This is a genomic window from Flavivirga jejuensis, assembly GCF_030540765.1.
GTDB lineage: Bacteria > Bacteroidota > Bacteroidia > Flavobacteriales > Flavobacteriaceae > Flavivirga > Flavivirga jejuensis.
The window spans coordinates 68946-81185 of sequence record NZ_JAUOEL010000009.1; the positions used below are offsets into that span (position 1 = coordinate 68946).

A 12240-nucleotide genomic window follows, 5' to 3' on the forward strand; every position below is an offset into this window, starting at 1 on the left:
AACCGTACAAATGAAAGCCATAGTAACAATTATAAAACAATAACCGTTGAATATTTTAACATTATATAAATTAAATTAAGAAAAGTTGTACGTACTTTTAACTACGTTGAATATGTTAACATCCCCGTATTATGTCTAATATTTTTGCAGATTGTAGAAAAAGTAAGTATGTTTGACATGACATTAGAAGTAATAAAACAAAAGATTACTGAGTTTTAATTATTATAAAACAATATAATACGAATGGCATTTTACCCCATAAAACAATAAAAAAACAGAAAAATGAAACAATTAATTACAATTTTATTTATCGGATTAATCAGTTTATCTATCAATGCACAAGATAAGGTAGCAAAAATAGAATTTAAGTCTGATACGATCGATTACGGAACTATTGAAAAAGGATCAAACGGTTTACGTGTTTTTGAGTTTACTAATACAGGTGATGCACCTCTTATAGTATCAAAAGTAACATCTAGTTGTGGTTGTACTATTCCAAAAAAACCAAAAGATCCTATCTTACCAGGACAAGTTGGAAAAATTGAAGTAAAATATGACACAAATAGAGTAAGCCCAATTAGAAAAACAATAACGGTTATATCTAACGCGGAAACACCTACTGTAGCTTTAAAAATAAAAGGTTTAGTTATTGATTCTAGTAAGAATAGCGTTTTAGAAGAGAAAGAAAAAAGTATTGTACAGCAATAAGCGCTTTACAGATATAAAATATGAAGAGCCTAAACTTTTAGTTTAGGCTTTTTTAATAAAAAAATTCTTGAAACTGACTATCCCCGCAAGCCATAGGGGTATTTCGCCAGTTTCATTTTGCCTTTATAGAGGCAAAAATCGAATTTTGTTATTTTGCCTCACCCAGAACTGCCTTTTTTTGCAGTTCTGACCTCTCCAAAGGAGAGGTTAATTGGAAACCCCGACACCAAGGGTCGGAGAATTTTTAGATTAAAAAAGATCTTCTAATCTGAATTCAAAAGTTAGAATTATATTATTTCTTGAAACTATTAACTTTATAAGTTTACCTGTATTTCCATAAAATGCATGAATTAATTCTTGTAACTTAAATTTATAAGAAGCCTTATTATTTATACTCAAAACTAAGTCTCCCACAAGTAAACCAGCTCTTTCCGCAGGAGAGTTTTCTCTTAATTCTACTATGGTATAAGCGGGCTTTAATGATAATTTATATCTAGGATTTATTATAATTCTTGTAGCGTTTTGGCTTCCAGAGTTTCCAAAACCTTCTTTATTATTATCTTTAACTGGATCATCTCTTTCTTTCACCAATCTAAGTCCACTATGAGCCAATTCTATACCACTTTTATTATATAGAAATTCCTCTTTAAAATAACGATTCTTTTTTAATGTAATTATCGCTTTCTGATAATCAAAAATAATATTAAAACGTTTTAACACATTACCAGATACACTACCATTACGGTTCTTAATTTTTTTTGCATGTGCTATATATTTCGAATCTGGGTACGAAACATTAGCCATATTAAACTCAAAATTTTTTAAAGAAAAGTTTTTAACTTTTGAACGTTTACCATAAACACTTCCGCTTAAACCATGACCAAGAAAATCATGAAAATAATTATTACCCGATTTAATTCCTAAAGAATCATCTTCAAATAACCACAAGGCATCACTGCCTCCAGAATCTATTAATAATTTAACAGGAATCTTTTTTTCATTCATCGTTACATCAGCATTTATATAAGGTTTGTTTTTGTAAAATTCTAGATTTAGTCTTTCACATTTTTCACATTTTTTATACACATACGCATCTGCTTTTGTAAGTTTTAAAAACTTCTTAGAATAGTTTATTTCAACTACTAAATCCTTAAATAAGTCGAAACCAATGATGCCATGAACTGGAAAACCTAATCTGGGAACAAAATTGATATTAGAATCATAAATTGCGTATAGATCCTGATTTAACTTAATAGCATCCCCAATTTTAAAAACATTATTCTTAGACTTTAATGCTTCTACAGATTCTTTATTCCCTAAACCTCTTAAAAAAACAGTCTCAGTATCTTTTATTTTTAAGGTATCTAAGTTAAAAATAATAGGTTTACTTACACCTGTATCCAATAAAAAGGATAGACTCACACCATTAACTTCAACAGGTATTATAATTAAATTACTTATTAATTTAAATTTAATTTTATCTGATTGTTTCTTATTTTGAATAACAAATTTATTTTGAGAAAAGCTAAGAATACTTAAACAAAAAAACATTAAAATAAGAATAAAAGGCCTTTTGGTTGAAAAGAATTTAATTTTCATATAATGAATTTACGAATCTTTTATATTAACATGATTATTTAGTCCTTTTTTTTAAAAAAACTTTAAGATAATTTTCTCAACTTTGCACCATAATTTTTTTATCAAATGCCAACAATATCTAAAAAAGGGCAACAAATGCCCGCATCTCCCATACGCAAATTAGTTCCTTATGCAGAAGAAGCTGTAAAGAACGGAAAAAACATTTATTATTTAAACATCGGACAACCAGATATTAAAACGCCAAAAATTGCCTTACAAGCAGTAAAGGATAGCGATATAGATGTACTAGCGTATTCAAGATCGGAAGGATCTGAAATATACAGACAAAAAATTTCAACATATTACTCTAAACACAATATTAATGTTACTCATGATGATATTGTTGTAACAACAGGAGGCAGTGAAGCACTTCTTTTTGCCTTTGGAAGTATTATGGATGTGGATGATGAAATTATTATCCCTGAACCATTTTATGCTAACTATAATGGATTTTCAACAGCTTCTGGAGTAAAAGTAGTTCCAGTAATTTCTAAAATTGAAGACAATTTTGCTTTACCACCAATTGAAGCGTTTGAAGAGTTGATTACACCTAAAACAAAAGCTATATTAATTTGTAATCCAGGAAATCCGACAGGGTATTTATACTCTAAAGAAGAAATAAAAAAACTAGCAGCAATTGTTAAAAAACATGATTTGTTTTTAATTGCTGATGAAGTGTATCGGGAATTTGTATACGACGGAAACACGCATTATTCTGTCATGCAAGAAACAGGGCTCGAAGACCATGCCATTATGATTGATTCTGTTTCCAAACGATATAGTATGTGTGGAGCAAGAATTGGATGCTTAGTATCGAAAAACAAAACACTAATGCAAACCGTTTTAAAGTTTGCCCAAGCACGTTTAAGCCCCCCAACACTAGCACAAATTGCTAGCGAAGCGGCACTTGACACACCACAAAGTTATTTTGATGCTGTTAGTGAAGAATATGTAGAAAGAAGAAATACTTTAATCTCAGAATTACAAAAAATAGACGGTGTTAAGGTAGCAAAACCCAAAGGTGCTTTTTACTGTATTGCAGAACTTCCTGTAAAAAATTCTGATGATTTTGCGCAATGGCTTTTAGAGAATTTTGATGTTAATGGCGAAACCATAATGGTAGCTCCTGCTGGTGGTTTTTACTCCACGCCAGGAGTTGGTTTAAACCAAATACGTATTGCTTACGTACTTAAAAAAGAAAGCCTAATAAAAGCCGTTAATATTTTAAAAGAAGCCTTAAAAGTTTACAATAATTAGTGCATATAAAACAAAACATATCTTTAAAACCATACAATACTTTCGGTATTGATGCATTAGCTAAATTTTTCGTCTCTGTTTCTAACATGGATGAATTAAAACAAGTTTTAGCGCTTAAAAACCATCCTAACAAACTTATTTTAGGTGGTGGTAGTAACATGTTGCTTACTAAAGATTTTGAAGGTCTTGTTATCCATATGAATTTAAAAGGTATCGAAGTCATTTCTGAAAACGATGATTTTGTTACGGTTAAAGCAAATGCAGGCGAAAATTGGCATGAATTTGTACTTTGGTGTATTAATAATGATTTTGGAGGCGTTGAAAATTTATCACTAATCCCTGGGAATGTTGGTACCGCTCCTATTCAAAATATTGGAGCCTATGGTGTTGAATTAAAAGACATCTTTGTTTCCTGTGAAGCCATATCTATAGAAACAAAAACTTTAAAAACATTTACAAAAGTCGATTGCGATTTTGGTTATAGAAATTCCATTTTCAAACAACATGCTAAAGGAAAGTATATTCTAACAAATGTTACCTTCAAACTTAGCAAAACCAATCATAAACTTCATGTAAACTATGGCGCTATTACATCTCAATTGGAAACGATGCATATTGCACATCCAACCATTCAGGATGTTTCAAAAGCGATTATAGCCATAAGAGAAAGTAAACTACCAAACCCTAAAGAAATAGGAAATAGTGGTAGTTTTTTCAAAAACCCAGTTATTTCAAAATCTAGTTTCAATATCTTACTGCAAAATTTCTCAGATATTCCGAGTTACCCTGTTTCAGAAGATGAAGTAAAAATTCCTGCAGGTTGGCTTATTGAAAAAGCGGGATTTAAAGGCAAACGATTTGGTGATTATGGTGTACATAAAAATCAAGCCTTAGTCCTTGTAAACTATGGAAACGCAAAGGGCTCAGATATATTAAATCTTTCCACATTAATACAAAAAACAGTTAAAAGACTTTTCAATATTTCTATTGAAGCTGAAGTAAATATATTGTAGTTTAAAAGAAATTTCTAACTTTGGCATAATTACGTACCATATAGATTTATGGTTTAAACCAAATTTAATTTGATTTCATCTACAGAAAAAAAAATAATTAACTTCCTAGAAAATGGCGATAAACAAGCCATTACGTTACTTTACGAAAACTACTCAGACTCATTGTTTGGCGTTATTAAAAAGATAATAACAGATGATGATACAGCACAAGATGTACTTCAGGAAAGTTTTGTAAAAATATGGAGATACTCGAAAAAATACGATTCCAGCAAAGCTAAATTATTTACTTGGCTATATAGAATTGCGTATAATACTGCGATCGATAAAGTTAGATCTTTAAAAAATAAAAGCAGTAAAGAAGTCCAAATGGAAACTTCGTCCGTATATAAAATAAGATCAAATGAATTAAATCAAGATGTGTTGGATATAAAAAACCATCTAAATACGCTTGATAAAAAATATCAAACAGTAATTAACGCGCTCTTTTTTGAGGGTATGACACAACAAGAAGCCAGTGATGAATTAGATATTCCGCTGGGAACTATAAAATCAAGATTAAAAATTGGATTGCGTGAATTGAAAAAAATTTATAATCCTTAACTAAACAAAGTCATGAATGAAAAAATAACTACTTTTTTAAATTCTGGCCTTTTAGAAAAATATCTATTAGGGGAAACGACTTCTGCAGAAACAGAAACGGTTGAATCTAATATTTTAAAATATCCAGAAGTACAGAATGCATACAACACATTGCAATACAATTTAGAAATTGTAGCTAAAAGCAATGCTGTTGAAGCTCCTAAAAATATACTAAACAATATTTTAGAGGAACTTGACGAAAAACCAGTTGTTAATTTAAATACCCAAAAGAAATACAAATCTTGGTATAAATTTAGCGTAGCTGCTAGTATTGCAGCTTTAATTTTAGCTGGTACTTCGTATCATTTCTATAATCAAAAACGAGAACTATCTCATGAAAACCAAATAGTGGTTGATGAAATTTTTGATTTACGAAATGATATTGAAAAGAATAATCAGATGCTTGATAATGTTATGAGACAGTTATTAAAGCTTAACAACCCTGAGACAGAAAAATATATCATTAAAGGAAATGATAGAGCTAAAGACTTAAAAACTGTTGCTTACATAAACCCAAAAGAAAAAACATCAATGATCGATGTGGTTTCACTACCTCAATTACCAGAAGAGCAGTGCTACCAAATATGGGCAGATTTACAAGGTAAAATGGTAAGTTTAGGTATTTTAAATGAAGCTGACAGACAACTTATGTCACTTCCATATGCTGAAAATGCACTTGCTTTAAACATTACTATTGAACCAAAAGGAGGAAACACTATTGCCTCTTTAGAAAATACAGTCGCAGAAATTAATTTACAGTAAAGTAAATAAATTCAATATAAAAAGCCTCGTTTTAATAATTAAAACGAGGCTTTTGTTATAATTAATTCTAAATTATTCTTTCTCAAATAACGCTTTGTGTATAAAACCTGCCACGATAGCACCAGCAATCGGAGCAACCCAAAATAGCCAAAGTTGCGATGCAAAGGCACCTTCTGCAAATAATGCTTGACTCGTGGAACGCGCTGGATTAACAGATGTATTTGTTATTGGAATACTTATTAGGTGTATTAAGGTTAACCCTAAACCAATAGCAATAGGCGCAAACCCTTTAGGAGCTCTGGCATTAGTGCTCCCTAAAATTATTAATAAGAAAAAAGCTGTTAGCAAAAACTCTACTATTAATGCGGCAGTCATAGAATAGCCATCAGGAGATAAATCCCCATAACCATTAGCTGCAAAACCTCCAACAGTAACAAAATCAGATTTGTTTGTTAATATTAAATACAGCGCTCCTGCAGCCACCACAGCTCCTATTAATTGCGCAACAATGTAGCCCAATAGGTCTTTAGCTTCAAATTTCCCTCCTGCCCACAAACCAAGAGATACTGCGGGGTTAAAATGCCCTCCAGAAATATGTCCCACAGCGTAAGCCATCGTTAATACCGTAAGACCAAATGCTAGTGCAACACCAACAAAACCAATTCCTAGTTCTGGATAACCCGCTGCAAAAACAGCACTACCACAGCCTCCAAAAACGAGCCAAAATGTTCCAAAAAATTCTGCAAATAATTTTTTCATAAATATTAATTTAATTAGTTAGTATTTCAATGTACAAATTAAAGTGATGAAAAACAGCTATTTAAAGTCAATTAAAACGTTTTTCGCAATTCATAGTAGTGTTATAGAGTAATAAAAAGGCAAAAAATGAGTAAAAAAGAGCTTTTCGTAGCCTATTGAAAAAAGTTTAAGCCACTTCATTATATAAAATAAGACACTAAATAATATAATCCGTCACTTCATTGTATATCCTCACTATATTCCGTTTCATTTTAATGAAAAGCATTATCTTTGCATCAATAAATCATAATAAAAACATCTTCAATAAAACCTTTAAAATTTAACAAAGGATACTGTAATAGATGTAACGTTATGACTATGATAAACATAAATATTATCACATGAAACTTCTTTTAATAACTATCATTTTATTAGGATTAGGAATTGCAGGAATCGCTATTAAAATTTGGGCAAAAAAAGACGGTAAATTTGCTGGTACTTGTGCAAGTCAGAACCCAGTACTTAACAAAGAAGGTGATGCTTGTGGTTTTTGTGGAAAAACGCCTGACCAATTTAGTGATTGTAATGAACCTCAACATTCATAATCATTTATGATAATGATATTACTTGATTATGTTTTCTACGCATTTATTGTAGTAGCTGTTATTCAAGCAATCTTTTACCTTTTTTTCTTCGGAAGACTTTCTTTTCTTAAACAGAAAAAAACATCTCAAAAAGACAGAGACGTTTCAGTTATTATTTGTGCTAAAAATGAAGCTGAAAATTTGCAGGCTTTTTTGCCAGCTGTTATTAATCAAAACTATCCAAATTTTGAAATTGTTCTAATCAATGATGCTTCTACAGATAATACGCTAGAAGTCATGGAGCAATTTGCGAGTCAACATGAAAACATCAAAATTGTAAACGTTAGGAATAACGAAACGTTTTGGGGAAACAAAAAATACGCATTAACACTTGGTATAAAAGCTTCTAAAAATGAGTTTCTTTTATTTACTGATGCCGACTGCAAACCTATTTCTAAATATTGGATTAGAAACATGACGACTCATTTTAGTAATGAGAAACATCTAATTTTAGGCTATGGGGGCTATTCAAAAATCAAAAATTCCTTATTAAACAAACTCATACGTTTTGAAACCTTAATAACAGCAATACATTACTTTTCTTTTGCAAAACTAGGAATCCCTTATATGGGTGTTGGCAGAAATTTAGCCTATACAAAAACGACATTTTTTAAAGCCAATGGCTTTATTAACCATATAAAAGTACATTCTGGAGATGATGATTTATTTGTTAACCAAGTAGCCAACAGAAAGAATACCGCTATCTGTTTTTCAAAAAATGGCTTTACAGAATCTATTCCCAAAACAACATTTAAAGATTGGTTTAAGCAAAAAAGACGCCATATTTCAACAGCAAAACACTATAAATTAAAGCATAAAATCTTGCTAACTTTAATTTTTAGTTCACAATTGTTATTTTGGTTTTTTGCAATCACACTATTTACAACAGCTCACAACTGGGAAATTGTTTTAGCATTATCCTTATTCAGAATTATTATTCAATATATTATTCTTAGAAAACCTTCAAAGAAATTAAAAGAAAATGATCTTTTAGTATTTCTACCTTTCTTAGAAGTTTTTTTAATTCTTATACAATTAACTATCTTTATAAACAATCTCGTATCAAAACCTAATTATTGGAAATAAACGAAGCTATACAACGTGCAAAAGAAAATGACCAAAAAGCGTTTAATTACTTATTAGATATTTTTTGGGATGATGTATATGGTTTTCAATTAAAACGTATTCAAAATGAAAACGATGCTGAAGACATTACCATTCAAACATTCTCTAAAGCATTTGATAAAATTGAAACTTTTGATAATGCTTTCAAATTTAAAACATGGTTAATTACCATATCGAAAAACATTCATATAGATTTACTTCGAAAAGAAAAAAATTCCATCGCTCAAGTTACCTCTAAAAGCGATAGCGATATTTTTCAAATTTTAGATGAATCGCCCTCGCCTGAAGACAAGCTAATAACAGAACAACATTTAGCAAAACTTCTACGAGATATCAAGAAATTAAAACCACATTACCAAGAAATTATAAATTTACGCTATTTCCAAGAATTAAGTTATAAAGAAATCTCAAAGGAATTAGACGAACCTATAAATAATGTTAAAGTAAAGCTGCTACGAGCTAAAAAATTACTTGCTGAAATTATTCGAAAAAAATAAATGATCAACAAACTCAAAAACTTAGGCCCTGGTTTATTGTTTGCGGGTGCTGCTATTGGTGTATCACACTTAGTACAATCTACTCGAGCTGGTGCCGATTTTGGTTTAGGATTACTTTGGGCATTACTTTTAGTAAATTTATTTAAATATCCGTTTTTCCAATACGGTCCACGTTATGCCACAGCAACTGGTGAAAGTTTATTAGACGGTTACAATAAATTAGGAAAAGGTGTCTTAGCAATTTATTACCCGCTAAATTTAGCAACAATGTTCACCATACAAGCTGCAGTAACCATAGTAACAGCTGGTTTAGCCTCTACCTTATTTGGGAATTTTGGAACTTTTGAAATTGGAAATAGAACGATAACAAGTACCGAAATCTGGACCGTTATTATCACATCCATTTGTTTATTATTATTACTGGCTGGTAAATATAAACTATTAGATAAGTTAATGAAGATTATCATTATCACATTAACCATTAGCACCATAATTGCAGTAATCATGGCTTTATTTAATAATTCTGAAGGACTTTCTTTTACTCAAATATTACCAAATAACACTTTAGAAATCACTTTTTTAATTGCCTTTATGGGTTGGATGCCTGCACCATTAGACGTTTCTGTATGGCAATCCCTGTGGGCTATAGAAAAAAAGAAAGACACCAAACAATACACCACTAAATCGGCATTATTCGATTTTAATATTGGCTATTTAAGTACGATCCTTTTAGGGGTTGGTTTCCTTATATTAGGGACTTTAATTATGTATAATAATGGCGAAACATTTAGTAATTCTGCAAGTCAATTTTCTAATCAACTAATAAATATGTACAAAAAGAGTTTAGGTGATTGGTCTTATCTTATTATTGGTATTGCTGCTTTTACAGCCATGTTTAGTACGACTCTAACAACTTTAGACGCCTCACCGAGAGCCATGACCAGAACCACACAATTACTTTTTAATACATCTACAAAATTAAATTATACCTTCTGGGTAATTTTATTAGCAATTGGTACCATTAGTATCTTTTTCTTTTTTGTATCAGAAATGGGTTTCCTTATTAAAGTAGCAACCATTCTATCCTTTATTACAGCACCATTTTATGCTATTATTAATTATATCCTAATTTCTAGCACACATACACCTAAAGATTGGCAACCCTCTAAGCAGCTTCATATTTTAAGCTGGTTTGGAATTGCTTTTCTAATAGGATTTAGTATCTGGTACCTCTCTACTTTATAAGCTACTTTTAAAAGCATTATTTGTATCTTTGAGCTTTATTTTTAATGTATGAATTCAGAAACTGCTTCAAATATACTACCAGAGCGACAACCAAAGCCAAAATGGCTACGTGTTAAGTTGCCTACAGGTAAAAAATACACAGAGCTTAGAGGCTTAGTTGACAAATACAAACTAAACACCATTTGCACCTCTGGAAGCTGTCCAAATATGGGGGAATGCTGGGGAGAAGGTACTGCAACATTTATGATACTAGGAAACGTTTGCACGCGTTCTTGTGGCTTTTGCGGTGTAAAAACTGGAAGACCAGAAACCGTAGATTGGGATGAACCAGAAAAAGTAGCACGCTCTATAAAAATCATGAAAATTAAACACGCTGTTTTAACAAGTGTTGATAGAGATGATTTAAAAGATATGGGAAGTATTATGTGGTCTGAAACCGTTAAATCGGTACGTAGAATGAATCCTGAAACTACACTTGAAACATTAATTCCAGATTTTCAAGGTATCGAACAACATATAGACAGAATTATAGATGTAGCTCCCGAAGTAGTGTCTCATAATATTGAAACTGTTAGACGTTTAACTCGAGAAGTTCGCATACAAGCGCAATACGATAGAAGTCTGAGTGTTTTAAAATATTTGAAACAACAAGGCCAAAGACGTACAAAATCTGGTATTATGCTTGGTTTAGGAGAAACTAGAGAAGAAGTTATCGCAACACTTCATGATCTTAAAGAAAATGATGTTGATGTAGTTACTATTGGTCAATATCTTCAACCTAGCAAAAAACATTTACCAGTAAAACAGTTTATAAACCCTGATCAATTTAAAGAATACGAAGAGGTCGGTCTTGAATTAGGGTTCCGTCATGTTGAAAGTAGTGCCTTAGTAAGATCTTCTTACCGAGCACAAAAACATATAAATTGATTATGATTACTATTGCAATCAATGGATTTGGGAGAATTGGCAGACGTGTTTTTAGATTACTTCAAGAGTATAAAAACATAAAAGTTGTCGCTATTAATGATTTAGCCGATACCAAAACATTAAGCCACCTTCTTAAATACGACAGTGTTCATGGTTTATTTAAAGGGACTGTATCATCAGATGATAGTAACATTATTGTAAACGAAGATAAAATTCCTTTACTAAATAATAACCATCCTAAAACCATCAATTGGAAACCATATAATGTAGACTTTGTTATTGAAGCTACAGGAAAATTCAAAACAACTTCCGAGCTACAAAATCATTTAAATAATGGAGCAAAATCTGTTATTTTAAGTGTGCCGCCTACAGAAGATACTATTAAAACAATTGTTAGAGGTGTTAACGACAGTACCATTGATGGTTCTGAAACTATAATCTCTAATGCATCGTGTACCACTAATAATGCGGCTCCTATGATAGATATTATCAATAAGTTTTGTGGTATTAATCAAGCTTATATTACTACGATCCATTCTTACACCACCGATCAAAGTTTACATGATCAACCACATCGTGATTTGCGCCGTGCCAGAGCAGCTAGTCAATCTATTGTGCCAACAACAACAGGAGCAGCAAAAGCGCTTACTAAAATATTCCCAGATTTATCTGATGTTATAGGTGGCTGTGGCATAAGAGTTCCTGTAATAAATGGCTCGTTAACTGATATCACTTTTAATGTAAAAAAGAATGTCACAATAGAAGAAATAAATAACACCTTTAAAGAAGCTTCAAAAAATCATTACAAAGGTATTTTAGAATATACAGAAGATCCTATTGTTTCTATTGATGTTGTAGGGAATACACATTCCTGTATTTTTGATTCGGCCATGACATCTGTAATTGGAAATATGGTAAAAATAATAGGTTGGTACGATAATGAGTCTGGATATTCAAAGAGAATAATCGACCTAATATGTAATTTGTCGGAAAAAAGATGTACTTTGTCGGTAAAATAATTATATTTGTCAGTAATATTTATTAAAA

Annotated in this window: 13 protein-coding genes; 11 read left to right on the forward strand and 2 right to left on the reverse strand. The window is 31.1% G+C overall.

Going from position 1 to position 12240, the window contains the following annotated elements; genetic code table 11:
- Positions 1-282 precede the first annotated feature (282 nt).
- The gene (locus Q4Q40_RS21315) at positions 283-708 is read left to right on the forward strand and encodes a DUF1573 domain-containing protein (RefSeq protein ID WP_303304068.1); all 426 of its coding nucleotides are present in this window, start codon (positions 283-285) and stop codon (positions 706-708) included.
- 249 nt (positions 709-957) lie between these two features.
- Here Q4Q40_RS21315 and Q4Q40_RS21320 read toward each other — a convergent pair whose 3' ends face one another.
- On the reverse strand, positions 958-2307 hold the full coding sequence (locus tag Q4Q40_RS21320) for a PDZ domain-containing protein (RefSeq protein ID WP_303304069.1): 1350 nt from the start codon (positions 2305-2307) through the stop codon (positions 958-960).
- Between the two features lie 105 nt (positions 2308-2412).
- Here Q4Q40_RS21320 and Q4Q40_RS21325 point away from each other — a divergent pair, with 105 nt between their 5' ends.
- The 4 genes from Q4Q40_RS21325 (at position 2413) to Q4Q40_RS21340 (ending at position 6017) form a co-directional block, all read left to right on the forward strand.
- Positions 2413-3603, forward strand: coding sequence for a pyridoxal phosphate-dependent aminotransferase (locus tag Q4Q40_RS21325; protein WP_303304070.1), 1191 nt, complete (start codon positions 2413-2415; stop codon positions 3601-3603).
- Positions 3603-4616, forward strand: coding sequence for a UDP-N-acetylmuramate dehydrogenase (murB, locus tag Q4Q40_RS21330; RefSeq protein WP_303304071.1), 1014 nt, complete (start codon positions 3603-3605; stop codon positions 4614-4616). The genes Q4Q40_RS21325 and murB overlap by 1 nt, the downstream gene beginning before the upstream one ends.
- 69 nt (positions 4617-4685) lie before the next feature.
- A complete protein-coding gene (locus tag Q4Q40_RS21335; protein ID WP_303304072.1) occupies positions 4686-5216 on the forward strand; it encodes an RNA polymerase sigma factor in 531 nt (176 codons plus the stop codon).
- Positions 5217-5228: 12 nt separating this feature from the next.
- Positions 5229-6017, forward strand: coding sequence for an anti-sigma factor (locus Q4Q40_RS21340; protein ID WP_303304073.1), 789 nt, complete (start codon positions 5229-5231; stop codon positions 6015-6017).
- Between the two features lie 72 nt (positions 6018-6089).
- Here the strand turns inward: Q4Q40_RS21340 and aqpZ are convergent, their stop codons facing one another.
- Positions 6090-6776, reverse strand: coding sequence for an aquaporin Z (aqpZ, locus tag Q4Q40_RS21345; RefSeq protein ID WP_303304074.1), 687 nt, complete (start codon positions 6774-6776; stop codon positions 6090-6092).
- 380 nt (positions 6777-7156) lie between these two features.
- Between aqpZ and Q4Q40_RS21350 the strand changes: the two genes are divergently transcribed.
- From Q4Q40_RS21350 to gap, 6 genes are read left to right on the forward strand one after another with little or no spacing between them, the layout of a single operon-like run.
- Positions 7157-7360, forward strand: coding sequence for a membrane or secreted protein (locus tag Q4Q40_RS21350; RefSeq protein ID WP_303304075.1), 204 nt, complete (start codon positions 7157-7159; stop codon positions 7358-7360).
- A gap of 12 nt (positions 7361-7372) precedes the next feature.
- Entirely contained in the window at positions 7373-8485 is a 1113-nt protein-coding gene (locus Q4Q40_RS21355; RefSeq protein ID WP_303304076.1) for a glycosyltransferase, read from the forward strand.
- Positions 8476-9021: an RNA polymerase sigma factor gene (locus tag Q4Q40_RS21360; RefSeq protein ID WP_303304077.1), complete on the forward strand. Its 546-nt coding sequence runs from the start codon at positions 8476-8478 to the stop codon at positions 9019-9021. The genes Q4Q40_RS21355 and Q4Q40_RS21360 overlap by 10 nt, the downstream gene beginning before the upstream one ends.
- The gene (locus Q4Q40_RS21365) at positions 9022-10266 is read left to right on the forward strand and encodes an NRAMP family divalent metal transporter (protein WP_303304078.1); all 1245 of its coding nucleotides are present in this window, start codon (positions 9022-9024) and stop codon (positions 10264-10266) included. It begins immediately after the preceding gene.
- Positions 10267-10314: 48 nt separating this feature from the next.
- The gene (gene lipA / locus Q4Q40_RS21370) at positions 10315-11193 is read left to right on the forward strand and encodes a lipoyl synthase (RefSeq protein WP_303304079.1); all 879 of its coding nucleotides are present in this window, start codon (positions 10315-10317) and stop codon (positions 11191-11193) included.
- Between the two features lie 2 nt (positions 11194-11195).
- The gene (gap, locus tag Q4Q40_RS21375; RefSeq protein ID WP_303304080.1) at positions 11196-12212 is read left to right on the forward strand and encodes a type I glyceraldehyde-3-phosphate dehydrogenase; all 1017 of its coding nucleotides are present in this window, start codon (positions 11196-11198) and stop codon (positions 12210-12212) included.
- Positions 12213-12240 lie beyond the last annotated feature (28 nt).

Excerpts from the sequence above, each read along its gene's own strand:
- Q4Q40_RS21315 (WP_303304068.1), top strand. The coding sequence starts at position 283 with ATGAAACAATTAATTACAATTTTATTTATCGGATTAATCAGTTTATCT.
- Q4Q40_RS21320 (WP_303304069.1), bottom strand. The coding sequence starts at position 2,307 with ATGAAAATTAAATTCTTTTCAACCAAAAGGCCTTTTATTCTTATTTTA.
- Q4Q40_RS21325 (WP_303304070.1), top strand. The coding sequence starts at position 2,413 with ATGCCAACAATATCTAAAAAAGGGCAACAAATGCCCGCATCTCCCATA.
- Q4Q40_RS21340 (WP_303304073.1), top strand. The coding sequence starts at position 5,229 with ATGAATGAAAAAATAACTACTTTTTTAAATTCTGGCCTTTTAGAAAAA.
- aqpZ (WP_303304074.1), bottom strand. The coding sequence starts at position 6,776 with ATGAAAAAATTATTTGCAGAATTTTTTGGAACATTTTGGCTCGTTTTT.
- Q4Q40_RS21350 (WP_303304075.1), top strand. The coding sequence starts at position 7,157 with ATGAAACTTCTTTTAATAACTATCATTTTATTAGGATTAGGAATTGCA.
- Q4Q40_RS21355 (WP_303304076.1), top strand. The coding sequence starts at position 7,373 with ATGATATTACTTGATTATGTTTTCTACGCATTTATTGTAGTAGCTGTT.
- Q4Q40_RS21365 (WP_303304078.1), top strand. The coding sequence starts at position 9,022 with ATGATCAACAAACTCAAAAACTTAGGCCCTGGTTTATTGTTTGCGGGT.
- lipA (WP_303304079.1), top strand. The coding sequence starts at position 10,315 with ATGAATTCAGAAACTGCTTCAAATATACTACCAGAGCGACAACCAAAG.
- gap (WP_303304080.1), top strand. The coding sequence starts at position 11,196 with ATGATTACTATTGCAATCAATGGATTTGGGAGAATTGGCAGACGTGTT.